23 protein-coding genes and 1 pseudogene are annotated in these 26,320 nt (G+C 65.9%); 12 read left to right on the forward strand and 12 right to left on the reverse strand.

All coding sequences use genetic code 11. The annotated features are described in order from the left end of the window. Nucleotides 1-100 precede the first annotated feature (100 nt). The gene (locus GLP40_RS11390; RefSeq protein WP_154787870.1) at nt 101-697 is read left to right on the forward strand and encodes a transglutaminase-like domain-containing protein; all 597 of its coding nucleotides are present in this window, start codon (nt 101-103) and stop codon (nt 695-697) included. A 47-nt stretch (nt 698-744) separates the two neighbouring features. Here the strand turns inward: GLP40_RS11390 and GLP40_RS11395 are convergent, their stop codons facing one another. After that, nucleotides 745-1,740 (reverse strand): IS110 family RNA-guided transposase, encoded by a 996-nt coding sequence (locus tag GLP40_RS11395; protein WP_328290098.1) that lies wholly within the window; start codon nt 1,738-1,740, stop codon nt 745-747. A gap of 155 nt (nt 1,741-1,895) precedes the next feature. Beyond that, nucleotides 1,896-2,084, reverse strand: a pseudogene (locus GLP40_RS11400) (F0F1 ATP synthase subunit C); the annotation flags it as partial. A gap of 51 nt (nt 2,085-2,135) precedes the next feature. On the opposite strand from GLP40_RS11400, the gene GLP40_RS11405 reads away from it, so the two are divergent. Next, nucleotides 2,136-3,614, forward strand: coding sequence for an alpha/beta hydrolase family protein (locus GLP40_RS11405; RefSeq protein ID WP_328290013.1), 1,479 nt, complete (start codon nt 2,136-2,138; stop codon nt 3,612-3,614). 507 nt (nt 3,615-4,121) lie between these two features. Here the strand turns inward: GLP40_RS11405 and GLP40_RS11410 are convergent. Continuing rightward, the gene (locus tag GLP40_RS11410; RefSeq protein WP_328290014.1) at nt 4,122-5,111 is read right to left on the reverse strand and encodes a helix-turn-helix transcriptional regulator; all 990 of its coding nucleotides are present in this window, start codon (nt 5,109-5,111) and stop codon (nt 4,122-4,124) included. 93 nt (nt 5,112-5,204) lie between these two features. On the opposite strand from GLP40_RS11410, the gene GLP40_RS11415 reads away from it, so the two are divergent. After that, the gene (locus GLP40_RS11415) at nt 5,205-5,603 is read left to right on the forward strand and encodes a VOC family protein (protein ID WP_154787872.1); all 399 of its coding nucleotides are present in this window, start codon (nt 5,205-5,207) and stop codon (nt 5,601-5,603) included. 815 nt (nt 5,604-6,418) lie between these two features. On the opposite strand, the gene GLP40_RS11420 is transcribed toward GLP40_RS11415, so the two are convergent. Continuing rightward, the gene (locus GLP40_RS11420; protein WP_328290015.1) at nt 6,419-7,078 is read right to left on the reverse strand and encodes a TetR/AcrR family transcriptional regulator; all 660 of its coding nucleotides are present in this window, start codon (nt 7,076-7,078) and stop codon (nt 6,419-6,421) included. An 82-nt stretch (nt 7,079-7,160) separates the two neighbouring features. Between GLP40_RS11420 and GLP40_RS11425 the strand changes: the two genes are divergently transcribed. Then, nucleotides 7,161-8,132, forward strand: a complete 972-nt coding sequence (locus GLP40_RS11425) for a zinc-dependent alcohol dehydrogenase family protein (RefSeq protein ID WP_328290016.1) — start codon at nt 7,161-7,163, stop codon at nt 8,130-8,132. 100 nt (nt 8,133-8,232) lie between these two features. Here GLP40_RS11425 and GLP40_RS11430 read toward each other — a convergent pair whose 3' ends face one another. The 3 genes from GLP40_RS11430 to GLP40_RS11440 form a co-directional block, all read right to left on the reverse strand. After that, nucleotides 8,233-8,550, reverse strand: coding sequence for a helix-turn-helix domain-containing protein (locus GLP40_RS11430; protein WP_230329479.1), 318 nt, complete (start codon nt 8,548-8,550; stop codon nt 8,233-8,235). Nucleotides 8,551-8,599: 49 nt separating this feature from the next. Beyond that, entirely contained in the window at nt 8,600-8,851 is a 252-nt protein-coding gene (locus tag GLP40_RS11435) for a hypothetical protein (RefSeq protein ID WP_230329480.1), read from the reverse strand. Nucleotides 8,852-9,202: 351 nt separating this feature from the next. Beyond that, on the reverse strand, nt 9,203-10,651 hold the full coding sequence (locus GLP40_RS11440) for a cytosine permease (RefSeq protein WP_154787873.1): 1,449 nt from the start codon (nt 10,649-10,651) through the stop codon (nt 9,203-9,205). A 106-nt stretch (nt 10,652-10,757) separates the two neighbouring features. Between GLP40_RS11440 and GLP40_RS11445 the strand changes: the two genes are divergently transcribed. Next, nucleotides 10,758-12,344, forward strand: coding sequence for a helix-turn-helix domain-containing protein (locus GLP40_RS11445; RefSeq protein WP_154787874.1), 1,587 nt, complete (start codon nt 10,758-10,760; stop codon nt 12,342-12,344). Between the two features lie 43 nt (nt 12,345-12,387). On the opposite strand, the gene GLP40_RS11450 is transcribed toward GLP40_RS11445, so the two are convergent. Genes GLP40_RS11450 through GLP40_RS11460 form a run of 3 tightly spaced genes read right to left on the reverse strand, consistent with a single transcriptional unit; the run spans nt 12,388 to nt 15,004 of the window. Continuing rightward, the gene (locus GLP40_RS11450; protein WP_154787875.1) at nt 12,388-13,257 is read right to left on the reverse strand and encodes a polysaccharide deacetylase family protein; all 870 of its coding nucleotides are present in this window, start codon (nt 13,255-13,257) and stop codon (nt 12,388-12,390) included. Then, nucleotides 13,254-14,375, reverse strand: coding sequence for an oxidoreductase (locus GLP40_RS11455; protein ID WP_154787876.1), 1,122 nt, complete (start codon nt 14,373-14,375; stop codon nt 13,254-13,256). The genes GLP40_RS11450 and GLP40_RS11455 overlap by 4 nt, the downstream gene beginning before the upstream one ends. Further along, nucleotides 14,372-15,004, reverse strand: coding sequence for a DUF1989 domain-containing protein (locus GLP40_RS11460; protein WP_154787877.1), 633 nt, complete (start codon nt 15,002-15,004; stop codon nt 14,372-14,374). The genes GLP40_RS11455 and GLP40_RS11460 overlap by 4 nt, the downstream gene beginning before the upstream one ends. Nucleotides 15,005-15,123: 119 nt before the next feature. Here GLP40_RS11460 and GLP40_RS11465 point away from each other — a divergent pair, with 119 nt between their 5' ends. The 7 genes from GLP40_RS11465 to GLP40_RS11495 all read left to right on the forward strand — a co-directional run bounded on the left by GLP40_RS11465 (nt 15,124) and on the right by GLP40_RS11495 (nt 23,724). Then, nucleotides 15,124-16,437 (forward strand): amidase family protein, encoded by a 1,314-nt coding sequence (locus GLP40_RS11465; RefSeq protein WP_154787878.1) that lies wholly within the window; start codon nt 15,124-15,126, stop codon nt 16,435-16,437. A gap of 672 nt (nt 16,438-17,109) precedes the next feature. Further along, on the forward strand, nt 17,110-17,724 hold the full coding sequence (locus tag GLP40_RS11470) for a class I SAM-dependent methyltransferase (RefSeq protein WP_154787879.1): 615 nt from the start codon (nt 17,110-17,112) through the stop codon (nt 17,722-17,724). A gap of 376 nt (nt 17,725-18,100) precedes the next feature. After that, nucleotides 18,101-19,648 (forward strand): long-chain-fatty-acid--CoA ligase, encoded by a 1,548-nt coding sequence (locus GLP40_RS11475; protein ID WP_154787880.1) that lies wholly within the window; start codon nt 18,101-18,103, stop codon nt 19,646-19,648. 112 nt (nt 19,649-19,760) lie between these two features. Further along, a complete protein-coding gene (locus GLP40_RS11480) occupies nt 19,761-20,945 on the forward strand; it encodes a lipid-transfer protein (protein ID WP_154787881.1) in 1,185 nt (394 codons plus the stop codon). A gap of 2 nt (nt 20,946-20,947) precedes the next feature. Further along, the gene (locus GLP40_RS11485; protein ID WP_154787882.1) at nt 20,948-21,271 is read left to right on the forward strand and encodes an FAS1-like dehydratase domain-containing protein; all 324 of its coding nucleotides are present in this window, start codon (nt 20,948-20,950) and stop codon (nt 21,269-21,271) included. Further along, a complete protein-coding gene (locus GLP40_RS11490) occupies nt 21,268-22,422 on the forward strand; it encodes an acyl-CoA dehydrogenase family protein (protein WP_230329481.1) in 1,155 nt (384 codons plus the stop codon). Before GLP40_RS11485 ends, GLP40_RS11490 begins: the two co-directional genes overlap by 4 nt. Before the next feature lie 120 nt (nt 22,423-22,542). After that, entirely contained in the window at nt 22,543-23,724 is a 1,182-nt protein-coding gene (locus tag GLP40_RS11495) for a TetR/AcrR family transcriptional regulator (protein WP_154787883.1), read from the forward strand. Nucleotides 23,725-23,860: 136 nt separating this feature from the next. Here GLP40_RS11495 and GLP40_RS11500 read toward each other — a convergent pair whose 3' ends face one another. Beyond that, entirely contained in the window at nt 23,861-25,303 is a 1,443-nt protein-coding gene (locus GLP40_RS11500; protein ID WP_328290017.1) for a three-helix bundle dimerization domain-containing protein, read from the reverse strand. Nucleotides 25,304-25,630: 327 nt separating this feature from the next. Further along, on the reverse strand, nt 25,631-26,284 hold the full coding sequence (locus tag GLP40_RS11505; protein ID WP_230329482.1) for a Uma2 family endonuclease: 654 nt from the start codon (nt 26,282-26,284) through the stop codon (nt 25,631-25,633). Between the last annotated feature and the right edge of the window lie 36 nt (nt 26,285-26,320).

Genomic DNA, 26,320 nt, shown 5'->3' on the forward strand with positions numbered 1-26,320 from the left:
TCACGGGGTGGCTCGGACCGGCCGAGACGCGGCCGGCCGAACGCACGGAACTGCCGATTACACGACGTCTGGCCGAGGCCGATTCTTCTAAGGTTTGGTCATGTCGTTTACACCGCTAGCCGCGTTGACCCCAGCCGCCTATCTGGCAGACGACCCAATCATCGAGGTCGACCATCCGGAGGTTCGTGCGCTCGGGGCCCAGATTCGGTCGAGATCCGACGGTGAGATCGATTGTGCCCGGAGGTCATTCGAATGGGTACGGGACAACGTCGCACACTCCTACGATGTACGCGATCCTCATGTGACGCTGCGTGCGTCGGACGTTCTCGACCAGCGAGTGGGCCTCTGCTACGCGAAATCTCATCTGCTCGCCGCCATTCTGCGAGGCAACGGGATCCCCACCGCACTGTGCTACCAGCGGTTGACTCACGGTGATGGGCACGTTCTCCACGGTCTGGTTGCCGTGCATCTCGAGGGGGCCTGGCATCGGCAAGACCCCCGCGGCAACCGCGCCGATGTTGCGGTGGAATTCTCGCTGGGCGAGGAACGGCTCGCATTCCCCGTCGACTCCCGGCGCGGCGAGATCGACTATCCAGAGCTTTACCGCACACCGGCAGAATCTGTCGTCGACGCGCTGTCGAATGCAACTGACATTCTCGCGATCTATGACCGGGGACTGCCGTCGCAGCTCGCTTGATCTGGTGCGTTCACTGGGGGGATGTCCGCTACTGGCACCCCTCTATGTCAAGACGTCGGTGTAGGTGCGGAGCTAGCCTTGTTGGTGGGTCCGGGATGTGGCTTGTCCGAAGGACCGGTGCGCGGGTTGGAGCCGGTCACGCTGGAGTCAGGAGTCGTCCCCGATTGCCCTCCCGGGCCTGCTAATTCGCGGCGCTGCTGATCGGCGAGCATCCGGGTGTAGATGGTGTTCGACAGGCGGCGTTTGAGGGCGCGCAGTGCTTCCATCGAGGTCTTCCCGCCCGCTCTGCGGGTGTCGTAGTAGACGCGGCCGGCGGTGTGGTTGCGTAGTTGGACGATCGCCATGATGTGCAGGGCCCGGTTGATCTTGCGGTTGCCGGCGCGGGAGAGCCGATGCCGTTGTTGGTCGCCGGAGGAGGCGTCCAGGGGTGCGGTGCCGTTCCAGGACGCGAACCGGTCCCGGGTGGCGAAGCGGCCGATGTCGCCGGTATCGGCCAGAAGCCGTGCCGCGCCGGAAGGCCCGATGCCGTGTAGATCCATCAGGGTCGACCCGCGTTCGAGGACCAGCGCCCGCAACTCTTTGTCGGCGGCCTTGGTCTTGCGGTCGATGGTTTCCAGATCCTCGATCAGCTCGGTGATCAGGCGCAGCCGGACTCGGGCGGCCGCGTCCCGCGGCAGGATCGAGGCGATGGCCTCGCGGGCTTGTCTGGCCGACAGGAACTGTTTGGCGCCGCCGGGAACCAGCTCGAGTAGCCGGTGCAGCCGGCACAGGGTCTCGGTGCGGGCCCGGCCGAGTTCGTCGCGGCGGTCGGCGAGCATACCCAGAGCGACCAGTTCCGGGTCGGCTTCGACGCGACGCAGGTTCGGTGCGTGCAGGGCGGCCAGGGCGACCGAGTGGGCGTCGACGGGATCGGTTTTGCGGCCGTTGCCGGTGGCGAAGACCCGGACCTGGGCCGACAGTTTCGCGGGCACGTCGATCACGGTCTCGCCGTCGTGGACCAGCCGGTGCGCCAGGTGGCGTCCGATGCCGTTGCAGCCCTCGATGGCCCAGACCCGATCGGTGAACTACTCTCCCGCAGAAAGCATTTCGTTGCATCCGGCGGTGTCGGTGGCATACCGGCCGCCGGTCACTCGGCGAAGAAGGTGCCGTTCGGAATCAGGAAGTTCTGTCCCGCAAGGATTCCGGTAGAGGCCATGGCTTACTTGCCCGGGGCCGCGAAGGCGAACAGCGCCATGAAGGTCAGGTTGATGAAGTACACGGCATCGACCAGGCTGACCGCCATCAGGTAGTTTCCGCGCAGTTTGCCTTCGTGCTCGGGTTGCCGGGAGACGCCGGTGATCAGTGCCGAGTCGGCCATTCCATTGCCGTAGCCCGCCCCGTCACGCCCCGACCTCGTGTGGCGCGATCCTCACCGGCACGAGTGGGCAGAATCGGATGGGTGAGGCTAGCCGAGATCTTGTTTTGTTTTGCGAATGCCGCAGGTTTGGCCGCGTTGTGGGCACCGTTGCGGGGTCGGCTGCGCCAGCTTCGGCATCTACCCACTATCCCGCCCCTTGCGGCGGTTGCCCAAGTGATGGTCGATGGATACCGCTGGCCCATGATTCCGGCGTACGCGCTGGGTGCCGCGATCGGGGTGTCATGGCTGCTGCGGGTCGCCCGCCCCGCGCACCGGTCACGATGGGGCCGCTGTGTCGGGATGAGCATCGGGATCGTCGTGTTCGTCGTCTCTGCGACGGCGCCGGTTGTTGTTCCGGTTTTTCGGCTTCCACAACCTGCTGGGCCATACGCGATCGGCACGGTGACCTACCATTGGCGCGACGCTGATCGACGGGAAATCTTCAGCACTGATCCCGCTGCCCGCCGCGAGCTGATGGCACAGGTCTGGTATCCAGCCGACCCCGGGGCCAAAGCCCCTACAGCGCCCTACGTTTCGGACGCAACGACACTGTCGGGCGCAGCAGGCCGGCTTCTTCATATCCCCGGATTCGTCTTCGACTTCTGGGACATGGTTCCCACCCATGCTACTCAGATGCCGCCGATGGCATCGACTCGTCCCAAATACCCTGTGCTGGTCTTCGCCTCAGGGCTCGGTGGTTTCCGTCAGTCCAACATGTTCCAAGTCGAGCAACTGGTGTCACGCGGCTTCGTCGTGGTCGGTCTCGATCAGCCATACACCGCCGCTGCGACCGTATTTCCTGACGGGCGCACGATTGCCGGATGGACCAAGGATCGGGTGTACCCCGCCATCGAGCAGAGCATCACACCGATCACGCCTGCACCCACACTCGGTGGTGTCGAGTTACCGAACGGTCTAATCCCCTATCTCGCACAGGATGTCAGCTTCGCCCTGGATCAGCTGGCGCGGTTGAATACCTCGGATCCGCAGGGGCTGCTTACCCATCGACTCGACCTGGATCAGGTCGGCGCATTCGGTATCTCACTCGGCGCCATGGTGGTCGGCCAGGCATGTCACGCCGACACGCGGCTGCGGGCATGCTTGATGATGGATGCTGCAATGCCCGCGGATGCTGTGCGCGATGGCCTGCGGCAGCCGAGCATGTTTCTGACTCGCGATGCCGATTCCATGCTGCTGGAACGGAGCCGTAGCGGCGGCTGGCCGGACCACGATATCGACGAAACCCTCACCACTCAGCGAAAAGTGTTCGCGCTGAGCCCTCCGGGATACGGTTACTACGTCGAGATCCCTGGCATGTTCCATGTGAACTTCACCGACGCCCCGAGCTGGACACCGATGGCGGAGCTGCTCGCGCTCTCAGGACCGATTGGTGGAAAGCTCGGCCACGAGATCGTCGCCGCATACTCCGTAGCCTTCTTCGACCGGTTCCTGGCCGGCAACGATCCAGCGCTACTTGATGCCCCACCGCCCTGGAACGGCGTCCGCATCGATAAGCGGTGAGCACTGGCTGCCCGCGCTGGCGCAGTGTGTTGAAACGGCGTTCCGACCGGTGCGAAAGACAACGGCGACCGTCGCCGATGCCGGCCCTCGCTCTGCTGGTGAAATCCGACATCGATTATCGGCCATTGACGACGTCACGCAGCACGGTCGAGATCCGTTGGCATCGGCGAAAACTGATGACGCCAGCTGGGGCCTGATCTCCTCGAGCCGCAGCGACGGCTCGTCATCGACTGCTGCAGCGGTTGCCGTAGAAAGACCCATCCGTGGTACTGGAACATCGCGACAGCCCAGTTCTACGCATCCGGAATTGCCGCATACCGCGCTGACCGAAGCGGCCGTCGCGTGGTGTCACAAGACCAACGGGCAGAGGGTCTCACGCTGTGGGCAATGCGCGCACATGCCGATGACCGTGCCGTCGCCATGATCGACTGTGGCCGTGGTACGACAACGCACGCCTGCTCGGGACTCGTGATCCTCACCTTTGTCGTGGGCGGAGTTGAGGAGTCCTTATGCGTGGTGGGCGCGGGTGGTGAATCGGTCGGCGAATTCGGTGACCAGGGAACGTAATTCGGTAGGCCGGTCGATGGTGAAGGGCCGGTCGAGGGCTGCCAGTATCGAGGGTAGCCAGTCGAGTCGCTCGGCGCGGATCTCGACGCGGTACCAGCGTTCGGTGGCGGGATCGGGTGCCCGGTGTGGTTCGAGGTCTTCCAAAACAGCGATGCTCGCGGGCAGCTGATGCCGGATGTGGTCGAGGGTGGCGTGGATGCGCACGATCACCTCGTGCCGGTAGGGCGCGGTGGCGAATCCGGTCAGCAGCGATTGCGCCGGGTCTGAGTCGGCGGCGGGCTCGAACGATCCTGGCAGTGTTCTCGCGTCGGTGATGCGGTCGAGCCGGAATGTGCGGCCCTGCGCCAGGTCGGGGTCGGTGGCGGTGACGTACCAGCGGCCCGCGTGCGCGATGACGCCGTGTGGATGCACGATGCGTCGGGTGGGCCGGCCGTGGCGGTCGGTGTATCGGATCGAGAGCGGGCGGTGGTGGTGTACGGCGTCGGTGACGGCGAGCAGGACCGCGGCCTCGGGGGCCTCGGATCGGCCGGGCGGTTCGGTGAACGACACCGATTCCAGGACGCTGGTGAGCCGATCGGCCAAGCGGGCCGGTAGTACTCGCCGGATTTTGGCGGCCGCCGTCTCGTTCGCGGTGGCCGCTGCCGCGGTCAGTCCGGTCCTCTGTCCGGCGATCAGCCCGAGCAGGACCACGAGGGCTTCGTCGTCGCTGAACATCAATGGCGGCAACCGGAAGCCTGGGGTGAGGCGATAGCCGCCGTAGCGTCCGCGTACCGCCTCGACCGGGACCTCGAGATCGATCAGGTGGTCGATATAGCGGCGCACCGTCCGTGTGTCGACCCCAAGGTGCTCAGCCAATTCGGTCATGGTTCGGGTGCCGCCCGATTGCAGCAGTTCGAGCAGGGCCAGCACCCGCACAGTCGGTCGAGTCACGGTCACAACGCTAGCGCGAATAGTGGACCGGATCTGTCCACTATTGGTTCTAGCATCGGGAAAGTAGCAGTTCAGCGAGCAAAGGAGAACGCCATGGACTTCCTCTCGGTCCGGATCATCACCGACGACGTGGCACGCCTGGCAGGGTTCTACGAGAAGGCCACCGGGCTCACCGCGGTGTGGTCCACACCGGAATTCGCCGAGATCCGCACTCGCCGCGCCACATTGGCGCTGTCGAGCCTGGGCAATATCGAACCGCTCGTCCCGGGTGCGACTGCCCCATCTGCCAACCGCAGCGTGATCATCGAGTTCCTCGTCGAGGACGTGGACGCGATCTACGCGAATGTCTCCGGCTTGGCGACCGAGGTCGTCAAGCAACCGACCACGATGCCGTGGGGTAACCGGTCGCTGCTGGTCCGCGACGCCGACGGCAACCTGCTCAACTTCTTCGCTCCGGTCACCGCCGCCGCGAAGGAGAAATTCGCGCACTGACACCGTGCCCCTTACCCCAGAGCGCAACCTGTGGGCCCGAGTTTGCACCTGATCACACGCTCGTGGCTGCGGGTTCGAGCGGTTCGGAACTCGCGGCCGATGGCTGGAAGATCAACTGTCCCTGGCGGTCTCGGCGCCGAAGAAGTGCCCTGCATTGCCGCATGCCGCGCTGGCCGAACCGGCCAGCGCCGGGCATTGGAAGATCAACTGGCCGTGCGGATCCGAGGCCGGCGGAACGTCCGCTACTGCCGTTGCGACACGATGTCGCACGATGCGAGTGAACGCAGATAGGGGGCCGAGTTTGGTTTCGGCTGTGTGAGTTTCGGGCTGGTGCTCGAGGCCCGGCCCCGCTCTGACGTGCGTTGCTGGTAACGGCAGGGTGCGAAGCTCAGGGAAACACCGAAGGGCTCCCGTGCCATCCGGGGGCCACGGGCCGGGGGTAGACCGGACGGGTGAATCGCGTGAACCTTAGTTGATGTCTGCTAAAGCGGACCTTGTCGATGGACAGCAGTTGGCAGGGGATAGGGACCGGCCGTTGAAAGGCGGCGGGCGCCGGTCGGGGACGGCACCCGACCGGATGAGCACCGCCGTCCCCGGGATAGAGGAGGCACCCACCCCGGTCGTATCCCGCACGTGTGGAACGTGGGAACCCCGACGGGGTCCGGACACGACAGCATGGTGTCCGATAAGCCGACACAGGCGGTGGGCAGCCGAATATTGGGAGCATCCCACCGGGCACCTGGATCAGATCCTGGCCGGGATCTGATCCTGACACCGGTCTCTTACCAGCCGATGACAGGATGGTTATCCCACGGTCACCGAGTGTTCGGCCGGTTGGATTTGTGTCGGGATGCCAACACTGCGGGCATCAATCGTGGTAGCGGCGGCAGTGGCGCGGACTCGGAGGAGGTCTGGAACGCTCGGATCATGAGTGCGGCGAAGCGTCGGGAGGCCGCGAGGCGTGTTGCCGGCGTGGTCGCGTGAATGCCGTTGTTGGCCATGATCATGAGGATGAGGTCGTCGAGCGTTATGTCGGGGCGTAGGTGCCCGGTGGCCTTGGCACGGCGGATCAGTTCGGCGGCGGCGGTCAGCGAGGATGTGCGGATCGCGGCGAAATCCAGCGCGTGGGGGTAGGTGGACATGAAGGCCGCGGTAAAGCCGTGGTCGCGTGCCTGCAGTTCGCAGAGCTTCTCGATCGTGAGGCAGAACCCGTGCCAGGGATCGGGGTCGGCGAGCCCCTCGTCCACGAGGGACCGGCAGGCCAGCATCTGATCGGTGAACGCCTCCGCGACCAGCATCTCCTTGGTCGGGAAATGACGGTAGAGGGTCGCGGGCCCGACCTCGGCACGTCGGGCGATCTCTCGTATCGGCACGTCCAGGCCAGCGCGGACAAATATGGTGCGAGCCGCTTCGAGGATGCGTTCGCGATTGTCACGCGCGTCCGAACGCAGTGTGTGAGGCAAATGAGCAGTCACCGCTCTCACTTTAGCTAAACGGACGGGAGCGTCCGTTACGGTCCGCTCGTTGGTTCCGATCGAAAAGAAGATGGAGAAACCGGTGAAAGCAGTGATGGTCCAGGCATTCGGAGGTCCCGAGGTGCTCGCGGTCGCCGACCTCCCCGACCCGCATCCGGCCGCCGGACAGGTGTTGATCACAACCGAGGCGATCGGCGTCGGCGGTGTCGACGCCCTGATCCGAAGCGGTGCGCTGGCCGCGTACGGCGCCGCGCCCGGTCGCATCCTCGGTAGCGAGGTCGCGGGCACCGTGACCGAGGTTGGCGAGGGCGTCGACACCACCTGGGTCGGCCGGCGCGTGTGGGCGCTCACCGGTGAGAGCGGCGGCTATGCCGAACAGGCCCTCGCACCGGCTGAGACGCTCGTCCCCATCCCGGCCGGCCTGTCGGCCGTCGCCGCGGTGACGCTGGGCGGCTCGGCGACGGTGGCCCACTTCGCCCTGCGTCACGCCCACTTCACTCGCGGTGAGTCGGTGCTGGTGCGCGGCGCGGCCGGCGGCATCGGGGTCATGGCGGTCCAGATCGCGGCCCGTGGCGGTGCCGGTGCGGTGGCGGTCACGACCTCCTCGACCGAGCGTGGCGATCGCCTGCGAGAGCTGGGCGCCACGCATGTGCTGGATCGGCTCGGCCGGGGTGCACCGGATGCTCCGGGGGGCTACGACGTCATCCTCGACATCGTCGCCGGTGCGGACCTGCCTTCCTTCTTCGCCAGGCTCGAGCCGAACGGTCGCATGGTGGCCGTCGGCGTGATGGCTGGTCCGCCACCGGCGGACTTCGGCATGGAGATGGTCGCGGCGTTCCGGAAGTCGATGTCGTTCGCCACCTTCAGCGCCGACACCGTGCCCGCACCCGACCGACGCGCCGCGACCGCCGAACTCTTCACTGCCGCCAGTCGTGGCGAGCTGAAAGCCGTTGTGCACGAAACACTTCCCTTGAAACAGGCGGTTTTGGCCCACCAGAAAATGGAAACAGGCGAGGTGTTCGGCAGGCTCGCGCTCACACCGTCGCGGAAATAGACGACATCGCCTCTCATTCGAAAACCACGCACGCACATGCCGCTACCCGCGCTATTCGCCCTGACTAGTGCGGCAGCACCGGGCGATTTGGCAGATCCGATCACGCATCGCTTGATCGGTCTTCGCCGGCCTGCCCCCTCCATTTTGAGTCCAGAGCGTCGAATCCCTTCTTGTTGAAGTCGTGGATCACTTGCCGCACATACGACTCCGACACCTGCATCAGCTTCGCGATGAACCCGACCGGCTGATGCTGCGCCGACGCCATGACCACCACTGCCCGCCGCATCCGGACCGGCTGCCTGCTGCGCCGCGCGATTTGAGCGAGCTTGCGACCCTCCTCGGGCATCACCGCTCTGACCAACAATTTCGGCTTCCGAGCCACCGGCACCACCTCCACCGGTCGCACGCCGATGATCAACCCGCCACCCCGAGCCAGGGTTTCAACATCAAACTTCTTGGACGCGGCACTAGCGCGCCCGATTTTGCGGCCGCGCTTCACTCTCGGTCACGGCATCAATGGCGGCTCGCAGCGGTGTGCCCGGCCTCCCCAGTAGCGCCCAGGTGATCGCGATTGCACGGATCGTGCTTGTGCCACGCTCGACCAGGAAGGTTTGGACCGCTTGCATCCCGTCGTTTGCGAGGATGGGGCGGCACTGCTCGACGAGAGCGGTCCACCGTACGGCATCCTCCGGGCTCAGGCCGATGACGTCGTCGAACACAAGCTCTCCTCTCCGCGTCCTTGGCACTGTAAGTGCTACGTGTGCGCACACCGCGCGCTCATGGCGCATACCGCGCTGGCCAAAGCGGTCAGCGCGGGGAGTCGGAAGACCAACGGGCAGAACGTCATGCGGCCGACGGAGGAAGGAGCATTTTGACGAATTCCCAGGTGATGTAGCGTTTCCGGCTCCGTGGGGGGCGAAAGCGGCCTCGGACCGCAAACGCCCTGGATCCGACCAAGCGATCACGACGGAGGCGACGACGACAGCTCCGACGCCGGGTGTCGAGGTCAGGTCCGCTGCGGTGGTTTCGACCAATACAGGCGATGCTCACCGGGACGAGCACGTTCACGCTCACTTGCGCGCCCGGCGCAAGACAGCCGTGAATCGCTGTCGGCGGGTGGCGAGCAAGGCGTAGAGCCCACCGGCGACGACGCTGCCCGACAGCCAGGAGAAGTCGGTATTGCCCAGGGAATTGGCCAGGGGGCCTTGCATACTGGGGACCAGACCGTATTGCCAAACCCAGCTGGCGATCAAGCCGGCCACGAGGCTTGCCAGGCCCGGGATATTGAGCTTGCCGTAGGCGGAGGAGCTCGCGTCACGGTAGAGGTCGGGGATCGACAGGGTGCGGCGGCGGATCAGGAAATAGTCCACGAGCAGGATGGACATCCAGGGACTGATCCACATGAGGATGGAGACCATCCAGTTGTCGAAGGCGTGGGCGAAGCTGGATGAGTTGATGAAGACGGCGAGAACTATGGAGGCGATCGCGCCGGCGAAGAGGGTGATCTTCCAGCGGTCGATGCGGATGCCGATGGTCAGGGCTGCCAAGGAGCATGAATAGAGGTTGAGGATGTTCGTGGCGACCGGGCCGTGCATGATCAGCAGGAGTACCGGGATCGCCAGGGCTCCGAAAGTGCCGACCACCAGGGTGGACGGGTCGGCGCTGCCGCCGGCGCTCGCGAGACAGGCGCCGAGCGCGGCGAGCCAGACTGTCGGAACGTACATTCCGGAGGCCGAAGCCCAAAAGACAGTTCGGGCGGGCAGCTTCGGACGGGCGAAGCGGCTGTAGTCGGCGGCGTAGGGAATCCACGTCAAGCCCCAGCCCACGCCGATGGCGGTGATCAGCTGTGTGATGGCCGTGAGCTTCTCGGCGGGGCTGTCGGCTTTGGCGGATGACCAGTCCAAATGGGTTCGGGCGAGCGCCACCAATGTCATCACCACCATGACCGCGACCGTGAGCGGCACCGTGTACTTCTCGAAGGAGCGGATGGCGTAGAAGCCGTACAGGGCGAGGACGAGCTGCACAGCCATGATCACCGCCGCGACAGCGATCTTCAGCGCCAGACCACCTCGGATGCCTACCTGTTCGAGCACGGCCAGCACCAGGTCGAGCACCACCCAGCTGTTCACGCCGACCCAGGCCATGGTCAGCAGGCCCTGCACGATGGCGGGCAGAGCGGCGCCGGTGATGCCGAAGGCCGAGCGTCCCAGCACCATCTGATTCACGGCGGTGCGGTGGCCGATGACATTGAACAGGCCGAATATCGCGCACCCGAACAGATTTCCGACCACGACGACGATCAGGGTGTCGAACAGGCTGAGCCCGAGGGTGATGCCGAGCGCGCCGAGCACCCAGTTGATGGGGGCGATATTCGCGCCGCACCAGATCCAGAAGAGTTCCCAGGGGGAGCAGTCGCGTTCCTGGTCGGGGATGGGCAGGACGCCGTGCTGGTCGAAACGGACGCCAGGATCGACGGGGGAGGTGATCTCAGTGGTGCCAGGGGGTTGCGGTGAGGACATAGCTGCATTCCTTCATAGTGAGGTACTTCATAACAGCACCGTCGCAGCCATGAGGGGGATGGATGTTCATCCACCAATCACCCTTAGCCCGTGTACATTCCACCAGATGTTGACCATTAGCCGACTAGTCGCGGATCCCGCCCTCGGATTACGGGTGGTGACGTCGGAACTCACCGAACCCCTGGGGGAGGAGATTCACTGGCTGCATACCACGGAGCTCGCCGACCCGTCGCCCTACGTCCGGTCCGGTGAACTGGTGCTGACCAACGGGCTGTGGCTGTCCCACGTCTCCCCGGACCGGTTCGTGGCGGCGGTTGCGCGGGCGGGTGCGGCCGGGCTGGTGTTCGGCCTCACGGCACAAACCCCCACGCTGCCCGAAGGGCTTGCCGCGCTGTGCCTTTCCCACCGTCTACCGCTGATCGAGCTGTGTGTCGGGGTGCCGTTCGCCGCGCTCACCCGCGCCGCCGCCCGGATCCAGAACGAGGTGCTACAGGCGGAGCTCACCGCCACCGTCCATCGTGGTGACGCCCTCGCCACCGCTCTCTCGCGAGGCAGCGGCGCGGCGGGGGTACTCGAAATCCTGCGCGGTGAAACCGAATTGCCGTTGCTCGTGGTGGACCGCAAAGGTCGCCGCCTGGCCAGTATCGGCTGTGAGCCGACTGATGAGCAGGTGCGGCTGGCCGCGGCCGCGCTCAATCGCACCCCGCCGCCGATCGAGGTCGATCTGCTCGGACGCGGGCCGGCGGTGCTGTATCTCGTGGAGGGCGCGATGGGGGAGGTCGACGCCGGGCTCTACTGCCTGGAGCCGGCCGAGACTCTCGCCGCGGCCGATCGGGAGGCGCTCGCGCAGGCCGCGCGCTTCTTGAGCCTCGAGGTCACCAAACAGCAAGCCGTGCACGCCATCGAGGCGCGGTTCGCCGCAGAGCTGTTGGAGATGATCCTGTCCGGGCCGCGAAGCAGCGGTGAGGTGATTCGCCGCCTGCGCGCCTACGGCGTGCCGCCGGACCGGCCGCTGGGCGTGCTGGTGTCCGCACCGGTCGCAGCCTCCGACCCCGATACCCTGCCCGGCGATATCACTCACGCAGTCGGCGCGTTCTTCGCGACCCACGGCATACCTGTATTCACCGCGGCGGGCAGCCGGGATGTGGTGTCCATCTGCCTGTGGGAGCGCTCGGCCGAGGAGTTGGCGCGCTTCGCCCGCGACCTGGCCGCGGAGGTCGGCAGGCGTGTTCCCACCGGAAGGGTCGTGATCGGCATAGGCGATATCGCCACGGCCGGTGTACTCCGGGAATCGCTGGTCCGCGCCCGCGAGGTGTGCCAGATCCTGCGGGCGCAGCCTGCCCCCGACATCGCTGCCTTCGCCGATATCGCGACCTTCCGCATGCTGCTCGGTTTACTCGATAATCAAGTACGGCAACGATTTTCGGAGCAGGTGCTGGGCGCCATCCGGGACCATGACGCCCGCGCCCACACCGACCTCGAACACACCCTGCGCACCTTCCTCGCCCACGACGGCCAATGGGCGGTCACGGCCACCGCCTTGCACGTCCACGTCAACACCCTGCGCAACCGCATGGCCCGCATCACCGAGCTGACCGGTCGCAATGTCAACCGCCTCGAGGACACCATCGACCTGTACCTGGCCCTGGTAGCCGAACCCTCCGGCCCCGCCACGGGCACGTCAGCCCACTGACCGGAGGGCATGATCGGCACACGGCACCGACTTCGCGCAGGTGTCACCGCGGGTAGACGGCCTCGTCCAGGTCGTAGGTCGGCAGGGGGCGGGTCGGAATGTGGGTGTCCTCCCGCGCCCAGGCCGCCACATCGCGGCAGCGGGCGAAGGTGACGTCCGCGCGGTCCTGGGCATAGATGATCAGGTTGCGCAGGGCCAGCATTCGGCCCGGGCGACCGGTCAGGAACGGATGCATGCACACGTTGAACAGACAGCCGTAGTGACGCATGCCATCGAGTTCGGCCCGCCACATCTGCTCGACCTTGACCGGGGACTCGATGACCGAGCCGATGCGCGGGGCGGGCAGGTAGGCGTACTGCTCCCAGTCGTCCAACGACCAGTGCACGGGCAGCTCCACGACCGGCCCGTGCGGAGTATCCACGTGGTACGGCCGGTCATCACCCATCAGTGAAGAGTCGTAGGCCAGGCCGTATTCCGCTATCAGGGACAGGGTTTCGTGACTGGCGCTCCACATGGCGGCGCGATGTCCGGCGATCTCGATGCCCTGTGCCGTGAAGACCTTCAGAGCGCGTTCGAAATCTGCGCGCTCGGCACCGGCGGGCAGCGAGGTGGGTGGCCGGTGGCTGTAGGAGTGATGCCCGACCTCATGGCCGCGTTCGATGATCGACGCGGCCAGACCCGGGCGCTGCTCGGCGACCCAGCCGGGCACGAAGAACGTTGCGGGGACCCTCATCTCGTCGAGAAGATCGAGAATGCGCGGTACCCCCACATCCGGTCCATACGTCTGGTGTGACATCACCATGGGCTGATCTGCGTAATGCCGGCCCTCCGCGAGGATAGGCGTCTCCGCATCCACGTCGAAGGTCAGCGTCGCCACGGCGGCCGCGCCGCGACTCCAGGTCCGTTCGCTCATTTGCCGGCGCGCTCGCGCCAGGCCGCGGCGCAGTCCAAGGTGGCCATGGGGTGCAGCATCTCATGATCGAACGCGGAGAGTGCGGCTCCGGTCTCGACACGGCGCGGCAGGTCCGGATTGGCCAGTGCGCCGGTGCCCAGCGACAAGACGTCGGCGTGCCCGCCGGTCAGCACACCGGCGGCCTGGCCAAGATCGTGCATACCGCCATTGGCGATGACGGGGCGGCCGGACACCTCGCGGGCCAGTTCGGTGATCGTCGCGCCGCTCGGGAGTTTCGCGGTTTCGAGGAAATCCCGGCCCTCGCTGGCGATGTGCAGGTAGGTCGCGTCGGTCAAGGCCGCGAAGATGGTCCGCGCGTCGGCTTCGCCACCCGGCCAGCGATAGGTGAAGTCGTTGACCTTGGTCTGCGACAGCCGCACACCGACGGGGAAGTCGCCGAGGGAGTCTCGAATCGCGTGCAGCACCCGCGCGGTGAGCCGAACGCGATTCTCCACCGGCCCGCCGTATTCATCGGTGCGCTGATTGGTGTAGTCGGTCAGGAATTGATCGAGCAGATAGCCGTTCGCCCCGTGGATCTCGACTCCGTCGAAACCGGCCACACGGGCGTTCTCGGCCGCGGCGACGAAACCGGCAATGACATCGTCGATATCGTGCGCGGTCATCTCCCGGGGTGCGTTCCATGCTCCACCGACACCGCCATAATCGACCATCATCTGCCCCCGCGGCTGAATTGCGGACGGTCCGATGGTCTCGAATCCCTTTGCATTGCCCTGCGAAAGGGCTCCGGCGTGCATCAGCTGCGCGACGATCGGAGTGCCGGACGCGTGCACGGCGTCGACCACCGCGCGCCAGCCCGCGACGTGCTGTTCGGTGACCAGACCGGGCTGGTTGAAGTAACCCTGGCTGTGGACGGCGTCGGGATAGATGCCCTCGGTGATGATCAGGCCGAATCCGCCCATCGCGTATTCGCGGTAATACGCGGCCATCTGCTCGGTGGGCGTGCCGTCGGGGGTGGCCGAGACCCGGGTCATCGGTGCCACGGCGAATCGGTTGCGCAGTTGCAGAGTATCCAGCCCGAATGGCTCGAGTGCGGGGTGGGCGAGTTCGGTGGTGGTCATCGGGGGGTCTCCTCACTGATAGGGGAAAGGATGGTCAGAGCCAGTGGCGTCGGCCGGGACCCATTGATCGGGTTGTGGTCTTGTGGACAGGCCGAAACGACCACCAGACAGTCCATTTCGGCGCGCAAGGTGATGCTGTCTCCGGGCGCGGTAATGGCCTCGAGCCAGGTCAGACTCTCGTCCGCCGCCACCGGAATGCGCATGAACACGTTGATCGGTTGCGGAATGAATGGCGGCGCACCGTATCCCAGCTCGGCGATGATTCGGCGCAGATTGTCGGCGCAGTTGGCGTGTTCCGGATCTCCGTACGCCGCATAGCGTTCCGGATCGCAGGCGGCGATCAGCATGTCATGCACTCCCGGTGAGGTATCGGCCACATACGTGAGGATGGGCCGACGCCGGTTTGTCACGAACGATTCGCCGAGCGTGGGAAACAATCGTGCGGTGTGAGTGCGCGTATGCGAGGCGCTGTGGTGCTCGGTGAGGTCATCGGCGTTGTAGGCGAACACGTCACCCACCTGGCCGCCATCGACGTCGGTGATCCGCAGGCTCTGCCCGGCGCGCAGGGTCACCGCTCGGGCCTGCCCGGCCGGCACGGTGACCGCCTCCGGATAGCTCAACACTGTCATGGGTGTGAGTCAACCGAACGGCAGGCTGCTCTCGTAATGGATGATCGTACAGCGTCTGTGGCGGATAATGGATTTTCATCCATACCGCAGGGGGAACATTGCTCGGTAGCGTCCAGTCCATGACCACCGCCACCGACATGGCTCAGGCGCTCGCGGCAGGCGAGACGACCTCGGCCCAGCTGGCCGCCGCCGCCATCGACCGGGCGCGGCAACCGGATTCGACCGCGGTACTGATCACCGTGACCGCCGAGCGCGCCGGAAACCAGGCCGAGGCCGCCGATCGCCGCCGTCTGCGCGACGCCCAGCGTGGCCCGCTCGACGGAGTCCCGATCGCGTGGAAGGACGTGTTCGATATCCAGGGCACGGTCACGACCAGCGGTTCGGCCAGCCACCTGTACGACGAACCCGCCGCCGTGGACAGCCGTCTCGTCCGGCGTGCCCGCGACAGCGGATTGGTCACCATCGGCAAGACCAACCTCAGTGAGTTCGCTTTCTCCGGCCTCGGGGTCAACCTCCACTTCGGCACTCCCGCCAATCCCGCGGACCCGCAACGAGTCCCGGGCGGATCCTCATCCGGATCCGCGGTGGCGGTCGCGCGCGGCATCGTCCCGCTGGCGGTCGGCACCGACACCTCGGGCTCGGTCCGAGTGCCTGCCGCCTACTGCGGAATCATCGGGTATCGCGCCAGTCCGGGACGCTACGGTGCGAACGACTTCGCGCCGCTGTCCGTCACCCTCGACAGCGTCGGCGTCTTCGCCACCGCCATGAACGACATCATCGCTCTCGACCGGATTTTCGCGCCCACTCGACGCGATCAGCCCGCCCCGCCCCGGCGGTTCGTCGTGCCGGGCGGTGAGTGGACAGCGGACGTCACGCCCGGGATCGCCGCCGACTTCGAAGCCGCTCTCGCCGAAATTCGATGCGCCGGAGCCGATATCCGCGCGCGGGACATGGCATCGCTGAGTGCCGCACAGGACTTGATGGACGGAGTCGGCACCATCGTGGGCGCCGAGGCGTACCGCCTGCATCGCCACCGTCTCGACTCCAGCCTGCCGATCGAGCCCGCCACTCGGCGAAGGCTCGAAACCAACTCGCACACGGCCGATTTCATCGGCCCCGTGTATGCCCGAATGAGCGACTTGCGCGAGGAGTTCGCCGCCGAACTCGATGGTGCGACACTACTGTGCCCCACCGTGCGCCACCCACCGCCGCGTCTGGCCGATCTCCGCGACCCGGCCGACTACGACCGCGCGAATATCACGACCCTGCGCACAACGATGGTCCTCAGCTACCTGGGCGCCTGCGGAATTACGCTACCTGTCGGTACTTCGGCGGGCGGGCTACTGCTGTCGCTGCCGTCCGGGCGCGACGGCGACCTGCTCGCGCACGCAGATTGGGCGGAGCGCGTCTTCGCGAATGCGAAGACATCGTGACGTCTCTCAACCCACTGTGTCACCTTGGGGCACAGTGCATCTGATCAACTTTTGGACATTCGAATCGCGGCGGCCGCCGATCGCGGTGCCCTCACAGTGGGTACCCATGGCGCCACGGCCCGGACGCTGCGGAGACGGCGTCCGGGCCGCGCTGCCCTGGCACTGCATGCGCTGCCGGCGCAACTGCTGGGCACCGGAGGTCCTACGGCGACATCGGTGGCGGGAGTCTGAATTCTGCCGCCGGTGACGCGGGGGTGCATTCCCTGCGCGGTGCCGCGCGCAGCGTGCGACATAGTGCCGGATCAATTCCGGCGGGCGCGAAGTTCCGCCGGTGTCAACGAGTTTCGCGTATCCGGCTGGGCGCGGCACTCCGGGAAAGGCTGGTAGGCACGCAAGGTCGCTGGCTTGGCACGACTGGTCGGTCGATTCGGCCGGTATGCGGCCGTGCCCGCCACGGGTCGAGCATCCCGCGGAGCGGGCGGCCGTGGCGTGCTCTGCTCGAGAATCCGGCTGATCGGTGAGGTGTGGGTGGGCGAATTCGGGTGTCGCTGTCCGGCTGAGATCCGGTGTCACTGGACGGCCGCACCGGGGGCGGGCGCGACCAGGCCGTGCGCTCGCGATCCGCAGGGGGTGGCACAGTGGACCAGTGTCGGGCCCGAGTGAGGAGAACAGATGAGCGGACGTACCCCGAGCCGGTGGGAGGAGCTCACTGCCGCCGACCCTGCGCATTCGACGTGGTACGTGGAGCGGTTCCGGGCATTGGCGGCCGAAGGCACCGATATCGTCGGGGAGGCTCGGCTGGTCGACGCGATGCTCGACCGCGGCAGCCGAGTCCTGGATGCGGGGTGCGGTCCGGGGCGTGTGGGTGGCTACCTGCACCGAGCTGGTCATGTCGTGGTCGGCGTCGACGTCGATCCGGTGTTGATCGCTGCGGCGGAACAGGACTATCCCGGCCCGACCTGGATAGTCGGTGATCTCGCCGAACTCGACTTGCCGGGCCGTGGGATCGCCGCCGATTTCGATGTCATCGTGTGCGCGGGGAACGTGATGACATTCCTGGCGCCGTCTACCAGGGAGACGGTGCTGGCCGGGTTCGCCCGCAATCTCGCCCCAGCCGGTCGGGTGGTTGTGGGGTTCGGTGCCGATCGCGGTTACGAATTCTCGCAGTTCCTGACAGACGCCGAGAACGCCGGACTCACGGTGGATTTGCGGCTGTCGACGTGGGATCTACGCCCATTCACCGATGAGTCCGACTTTCTGGTGGCGGTGTTGTCGCGCGCGGTGTGATACCGGCGAATCCCGAATCCCACTGCGCTCTGTCCGTTCCGCCGCAGCGCCTGAACCCGCACTGTTGAGCGCCCACTACGAAACGGTCGCACTGCTCAGCCGGGAGCCAATCGGCCGCGACAGTCTTGAATAGTCGCCCACTCACAGAACTGGTGATTCGCCGGCCTGTTTTCAGGCAGGGCATACGCCGCGGCACCCGCACCCCGAAGCCGAACCGGCCATGAGCAGCCGTCGTGGCCTGGCGCGGCAGAGGAGGCGGAGGGCATGGGCTGTCTCCTCGAATCACGGGTACGGGTGGTATTGCGGAGTGGCGCGCGCCACTCCTACACTCCGCAAGTGAATCTGCACTAGTTTCACATGCCTGGAGAGAACAACGATGTATCTGACCCAGTCCCTGCACCGCGCCCTCCAGCAGGACCCCGGGGCGATCGCGACCATCCACGGGGAGCGTGTGCGCACCGTCGCCGAGTCGGTGGACCGGATCGCGCGGCTCGCCGGAGCGCTGCGCGAGCTGGGGGTCGGCAAGGGCGACCGTGTCGCCATCCTGGCGTTGAATTCGGACCGGTACCACGAGTACTTCTTCGCCGTCGCGTGGCTGGGGGCGGTGGTCAATCCGGTCAACATTCGCTGGAGCTCGGACGAGATCTCCTACTCGCTGACCGATTCGGGTACCCGGATCCTGTTGGTGGACGACACTTTCGCCGCGACAGTTCCGGCGATTCGCCGGGCTTGCCCCGGACTGTCGCAGGTGATCTTCCTCGGCGACGGCGCTCGACCGGAGGACATGCTCGACTACGAGTCACTGATCGCGCGGGCCGACCCGATCGAGGACACCCGGACCGGCGGTGACGAGTTGTTCGGCGTCTTCTATACCGGCGGCACCACCGGACACCCCAAGGGCGTCATGCTCAGCCACCGCAACGTGATCGCCTCCGCGACCGGAACTTTGATCACCGACGAGGTGGTGACCAGGGGCGGTCGGGTGCTGCATGCGGCGCCGATGTTTCATCTGGCGGATTTCGCGATGTGGTCGATGGGAAATCTCGTAGGCGCCACTCATGTCACCATTGCGGCGTTCACTCCGGCCGGCGTACGGGAGGCTGTCGCGGCGCACGGTATCACCGACCTGCTGCTGGTGCCGACCATGATTCAGATGCTGGTGGACGATCCCGCCACCGCCGAGGTCGATCTCAGCAGTGTGCGCCACATCCTGTACGGCGCGTCGCCGATCTCCGAAGCGGTGCTGCAGCGCGCGCGGGCCGCCTTCCCCACGGCCGGGTTCGCACAGGCCTACGGCATGACCGAATTATCGCCGGTCGCAACGCTGCTGACCGTCGCGGACCACGATAGAAGCGACTTGCTGCGAGCGGCCGGCCGCGCGGCCGCGCACGTGGAGGTGCGCATCGTGGACCCGGAGGGCCTCGAAGTTCCACGTGGCGCCATCGGCGAGGTGGTGGCGCGCGGTGACGGGGTGATGGCGGGCTATTGGAACCGTCCCGGCGAAACCGCCGACGCGATCCGAGGCGGCTGGATGCACACCGGCGACGGCGGCCGGATGGACGAGCACGGCTACGTCTACATCGTCGACCGGATCAAGGACATGATCATCACCGGCGGCGAGAACGTGTACTCGGTCGAGGTGGAAAACGCGCTGGCCAAGCACCCGGCCGTCGCCTCCTGCGCGGTCATCGGAATTCCCGACCCTCGGTGGGGCGAACGCGTGCACGCGGTGATCGTCCCGCATCCCGGGCACACGGTGTCCGAGGAGCAGGTCACTGCGCACTGTAAGGCACTGATCGCCAACTACAAGATCCCGCGCAGTATCACCATCGCCACCGAGCTGCCACTCTCGGGCGCCGGCAAGATCCTCAAACGCGAACTGCGCAAACAGTTCTGGGATCAGTCGGGAACGCAGGTGTCCTGACCCGGGTGGCGGACGCGGTCAGCACGGCCGCGGCCGCTCGCACTTGCGTGCCGTTGGCGCAAAGTGCTTAGCTAAGTGAATTCGTATTAGTTTTCTGTGATTGGGAGAACTCATGAAGCACCGCGTTGTCGTCGCGGGCGTGGGCATGATTCCGTTCACCACACCCAGCCGTACTCAGACCTATGACGTCATGGGCGAGCTCGCGGCCAGGGCCGCGCTGACGGACGCCGGCATCGACTACTCCGCCGTCCAGCAGGCCTACGCCGGGTACGTCTACGGTGACTCCACCGCCGGTCAGGCGACGCTGTATCGCGTCGGCCCCACAGGCATCCCCGTGGTGAACGTCAACAACAACTGCTCGACCGGGTCGTCGGCGTTGTTCCTGGCCCGGCAGGCGATCGAGCAGGGCATCGCCGACGTCGTCATGGCACTGGGGTTCGAACAGATGCAGCGGGGCGCGCTGGCCATGGCCTTCACCGACCGCCCGTCCCCGTTCGACTCGTTCTCCACGGTGGTGAACCGTCTGCAGGGTGAGAGCGAAGCCCCTTTCGCCGCGCAGTTCTTCGGCGGCGCCGGACGTGAATACGCCGACAAGTACGGGATGGACCCCGCCGTCTTCGCGCGCATCGCGGTGAAGGCGCGCCGGCATGCCGCGAACAATCCCTACGCGGTTTTCCGCGACGCGGTCACCGTGGACGACGTGCGCTCCTCGCCCCAGATCTACGGCCCGCTCACCCGGCTGCAGTGCTGCCCGCCGACCTGCGGTGCGGCCGCGGCCGTTCTGGTCAGCGAGGAATACGCGCGCACCCACGGTCTGCGCGCCGACGTGGTCATCCGAGCCCAGGCGATGACCACCGATTCGGCATCCACCTTCGACAGTGATTCCATGGCGGCGATCGTCGGCTACGACATGTCGAGGGCCGCCGCGCGGCAGGTGTACGAGACGTCCGGCGTCGATCCGCGCGACATTCCGGTCGTGGAACTGCACGACTGTTTCACCACCAACGAACTGCTCAGCTACGAGTCGCTGGGGCTCACACCGGAGGGCACCGCCGAGAAGTTCATCGCCGACGGTGACAACACCTACGGCGGACGCGTGGTCACCAACCCTTCCGGGGGACTGCTGTCCAAGGGGCACCCACTGGGCGCGACCGGTCTCGCACAGTGCACGGAGCTGGTCTGGCAGTTGCGCGGGCAAGCCGATGCGCGGCAGGTCGACGGTGCGCGAATCGCCCTGCAGCACAACATCGGACTCGGCGGCGCGGCTGTGGTGACCCTGTACGAGAAGGTCAGCTGAATGTGGCCGTGAATCCGAATGCGATCGGCATTGTCCATCCGATGGCGACCATGACGCTGGACCCGGGCCGATCGACGTTCTTCGTCAAGACGATCGGCGAGACCAACCCCATCTTCACCGATGAGTCCGCTGCCGCCGAAGCGGGATATCGACCGCTGCCGGTTCCGCCGGTCGAGCTCGAACACACTGATCCCTGTGCCTGGATCACCGCCGTCGGCGTGGATCTGCGGCGGATCCTGCATGGCGAAAAGGAATTCGCCTGTTACTCGACAGCCTATGCCGGCGAGTCTGCAGCGGCGGCTTCAACTTCCAGGAGCGACACATGAATGGCACGTACCGGTCCCCGTGGATGGACGACGACGTCGTCGCCCTGAAGGAGATGGCGACCAAGTTCATCGAAACCGAAGCACTGCCTCACCGCGAACGCTGGAACGAGCAGAAGCATGTCGACCGCGAATTCTGGCGCACGGCGGGCGAACTCGGCCTGCTGTGCGCGTCGATCCCGGCCGAATACGGCGGCGGAGGCGGCAGCCACGTGCACGACCTCGCCATATTTCAGGCATCACTGCAGCTCACCGAGACCGGATTCGGATTGGGCAACGCGGTTCACAGCGGCTTGGTCGCGCACTATCTGCTCGCCTACGGCACCGAGGAACAGAAGCGGACGTGGCTGCCGAAAATGGCGTCCGGCGAATACATCGGCGCCATCGCCATGACCGAGCCCGGTGGCGGTTCAGACCTGAAAGCGCTGCGCACCACCGCGATCCGCGACGGCGACCACTATGTGGTGAACGGTTCGAAAACCTTCATCACCAACGGAATGCAAGCCGATCTGGTGATACTCGTCGTGCGGACCGACCCGTCGGCCGGCACCAAAGGCATCTCGCTTCTGGTGGTCGAGACCGCCGGGGCCGAAGGATTCCGCGTCGGCCGGGTCTTGGACAAGGTGGGCTTGAAATCGCAGGACACCGCCGAATTGTTCTTCGACGACCTGCGCGTGCCCGCGGCGAACCTGCTCGGTGAAGAGGGCAAGGGCTTCTACTACGCCATGCGGCAGCTCCCACACGAACGCCTCATCATCTCCGATGGCGCCGTCGCCGTCGCCGAGGCGGCGCTCGCCGAAACCGTGCGATATTCCAAGCAGCGCAGAGCATTCGGCACCCCACTGTTCGAAATGCAAAACACCCGCTTCGAACTCGCGCAATGCGCGATCCTGGTGCGCACCGCCCGGGTGTTCGTCGACGACTGCATCGCGCGCCATCTGAGAGGTGAGCTCGACGCGGCCACGGCGTCCATGGCCAAGGCGCATTCCACGGACGTGCAATGCGAAGTGATCGACCGATGCGTCCAATTGTTCGGCGGATACGGGTACATGCTCGAATACCCCATCGCGCGCATGTACGCCGACGCCCGAGTCCAGAAGATCTACGCCGGCGCGAACGAGGTCATGCGCGAGCTCATCGCACGCTCGCTCTGAAGCCTTCGTCGTCCCCGGCGGCCCTCCCGGCATCCACCGGCCGGGAGGGCTGGCAGAATCTGATCGAGTGAGCCCAGAGTCCGAACAGCACCGGAGCCCCACCCGGAGAGGCTCGAAGAGATGACCACCAGCGGAACGGCTCCAGCCAAAGGGACCCGCCCACGCAACCGCCGGGCGCTGATCATCGCCGCCGCCGGCGAGCTTTTCTATCGTGACGGCTACGCCGCGACCAGCATGAACGCCATCGCCGACGCCGTGGCGATCCGGCCGTCCGCCCTGTACCGTCATTTTCGCAGCAAACAGGACCTGCTCGCCGCCGTTGTCGTGGAGGCCAGCCAGGCCGTCCGCGAACAACTCAACTCGACCGCCGCCGACGACCTGGCCACCACCGTGGGGCACGCCGCCGTCGCGCACCGCACCGTCGGAGTGATCCTCCAGCGCGAATCGCGCTACCTCTCCCTCAATTCGCAAAGCGAGGTCGGCGATGTGGTACGGACGGTCCGCGGACGGATCGCCGACCTGATTCGCATCGAACACCGGCATGCGACACCCGACCAGGCCGATTTCCTGGCCACCTGTGTGCTCGCCGTCATGACGAGCATCTCGTATCAGTCCGTGCAGATGCCCGACGAGCGGCTGGCCCGCCTCATCGCTGATCTCGTCTCCGCCGTCACGGCAACCGAATTCAGCGACACGACCGGCGCGGTCCCGCCCTCGAAGCCGCCGCGTCTGACCGAGACTTCGCGCCGCAGTGCGATCCTCACCACCTCGAGTGAGCTGTTCGCACGGGAGGGCTTCTCCAATGTCTCGATCGAGGATATCGGCCGAGCCGTCGGAATCGCCGGCCCCAGTGTGTACAACCACTTCACCGGCAAGATCGAGATCCTCGAAGCAGCGTTCGTCCGCGGCAACGAATGGCTGCGACTCGATATGAACCGAGCCCTCGCCGAGGCCACCGGTCATGAGGACGCATTGCGCCAACTGCTCGGCGGATACATCGATTTCGCCCTGGACTGGCCCGCCTTCGCCCACCTCCTGCTGACCGAGGTGGTGGAGCTACCCGAAGACACCCGCCACCGCATCCGCGTGATGCAACGCGACTACATCAATGAATGGGTCCATCTGCTGCGCAGTCTGCGTCCGCGACTCGATGCCACGTCCGCCCGCATCAGAGTGCAGGCGACCATACACATCGCCAACCAGATCGCTTTGACACCTCACTTGCAGCAGGCCTCCGACAGCCGCGCGCGACTGCTCGCCGTCGGAAGCAACACAATCGGAATCCGCTCCGCGTCAATGTGATCATTGGTCGCGGAGTCCGGGTGAAAGCAGGGTGCTTCCGGCCCCGGGCACCATGCCGGCCGCACATGAGTCGGTGGCTTCGAACGCGGATCGGGCCGGGCATCGAGTGATGCCCGGCCCGATCCGCGGCGTCGAGTCAGTTGTAGGACTTGGCGACGCCGTCGAGGAGATGCTCGAGGGTGTCGTAATCGGGCGGGCTCACCTGGTTGACGAGGTTCGCGTCGACCGGGACCTGGTGCGCCGCGGTGACATTCGTGAACAGGCCGACGTCGGTGGGGCGGAAGCCGTGTTCGGCGGCCAGGCGCTGCAGATCGGGATCGGTGGTCAGGAGCTTGCCGATCTGATCGCCCTTGTCGTTGAGCGGGACCACCGTGTGCTGGGACATGACGGTCGGCGTGGGATACATCAGGACCATGTCCGGCTTGAGCTGGTTGTGCACGGCCGCGTCGACATACTGGGCTTCGTAGATCCAGGCCATCGGGACCGTGCCCATGCCATTGGACAGGTAGTCCTTGAAGGGGCCGTCGCTGCTGGACTCGGTGTAGCCCTGCCGGGTGAACAGGCGCGAAACGCGGGACACCGCATAGTCTTCCGCCTTGGCGCCGCGCACGATGGTGTTGTCATTGGCGACGTAGGCGGTCACCGCCAGATACATGGCCGCCGAATTGGAGGTGCGCGGATCGGTCGTGGAGACCAGCACGTTCTTGGGCACCGAATAGGTCGAATTGCCCTGCAACTGGGTCCATTGCACGCCCTTCTCGGCCAGCCCGAGGTACTTCCCGACATCGAAAGTCGTCGTCGCGCCGGGCTGCACGATTCCGGCCTGGGTCAGCAGGTCGGCGATCGGCTTGAACGTGGCAATGGCCATGGGGGAGGAGAACGGCACATACTTGCCGCTCACCTTGCTCTGCCGCTGAATCCGCTCCGCGGCGGCCGAACTGGACGGAAACGCGAAATCATACTTGCCCAGATCCACCGAGGTGGCGATCTGCCGCGACCCCGCGGGCTCCACCTCCACCTTGAACCCGTGCTTGGCCAGCGCGTCGGCCACCTTCGGATCGTCGAAGAACGCCGACTTCTCCGAGCCGACGACACCGTGCACAGTGGTCAGCGCAGCCGCTGCCGTCGCGGTCGACGGCGAATCAGGTTGCCGCACAGCCATGATCGCCGCCACCGCCAGCACGGCCACGATTCCCGCCGTGACCACCCCGAGTGCCCGCTTGTTCTCGACCAGCCGCGCTGGAATGAATCGCCCGGCGACAGCGGCGAACACGCTCGAAGCGTCCGCCTGGTCTCCCTCCCGCGAATTCTCCTCACCCGCTTCACGGGCCGCCGTGGACTTCGTCAAATCCACTTCCGCGGCAGGGTTTTTGGCCCGCGTCGGATCCAACTCCCGTCGCGCAATCCGCTCGACGAGAATCGGTACGAACTCCCGCACCGAATGCCCCTCGAACCGCTTGCGCACCGCCCCGACCACGGCCTCGACCCGCTCCGCCGGATGCGCCTCGCCATAGTCCTCGACCAGGCGATTCGTCACCTCCCGCAGTGCCTTCTCTTCCCTCGCAGCATCCACCGCCACAACATCTCCCTCGACCTCACACCGAAATGGTCTGCACGGCAGGAAATTACGAGAAGCCGCGCCGCTTGGACCCTAATCACCCAGGGTGCCCAGTCATGATCGAGAACGGAAACGTCAAGTACGCCCGGGCGAATTCTCGGTGACCGCAACCCTTCTCCGGGCTGGGCTGCGATGCGGCCATCCGGTCACCGCCTCGCCCTGCTCGACCGGCTCGACCGCGCCGAAGCGGCCTTCACCACCGGAATCGATGCCACTCCGACCATCGCGACCTCTGCCTGAAATCGGTCCAACTGGTCCGCGACCTGCGCGGGGCGCAATTCATCCCGATCAGAATTCGAGTTCGGCCCAAGGGATGCGGATGGGGAAGGGATGGTCGGAAATGATTCCGGTCGACGTATTGGGCTCCCACTCGCACACCAGGATGTAGTTCGAGGGATGGAGTGGGGCCACCCCGGGCGGCAGTTGGCCGTGACTCAACTCGAGAGCATAGGCGCGAACGCTCTCGATGCCGCCTGGGTCCTGTACGAGGGAAACCTCCCAGTACCAAGGGATCCCCGCACTCGCGTAGCGGGCCTTCTTCGCCTCGATGACATGCGGGGTATTCGAGGGCGATATCACCTCGCCGGCGATGAGCACGTTCGCGGCGCGTATATCCTGGTGGCGCTGCTCCAGGCAGCGGTAGACGAGAAAGTCCGGTGTAACGAAGTCGGACTTTCCGGTCGCGCCGAAGAAGACGTCGCATTCGACGGAAACGCGCCAACAGTGTTCGGGTCGCCTCGACATCTCCTCACGTGCGCACCGACGCAGAGCGTTGCGAAACTCCACCGAGCAGTCCTGACGGTCCGCGGGGCCGCGGCGCATCCATACAACCCGGCCTTCCCACAGTTCGATTTCCCCGGCGATCTCGTCCGGCAACTCCTCGAGTTTCTCCCAGGTCATGAACTCGGGGAGGTTCGGACGATCGACATCCGAGGTCGGCATATCGGCCATGTTACCGAGACCATCGTGTGGTTCGAC

Origin of the sequence: Nocardia aurantiaca, assembly GCF_009708175.1 — a bacterium.
GTDB lineage: Bacteria > Actinomycetota > Actinomycetes > Mycobacteriales > Mycobacteriaceae > Nocardia > Nocardia aurantiaca.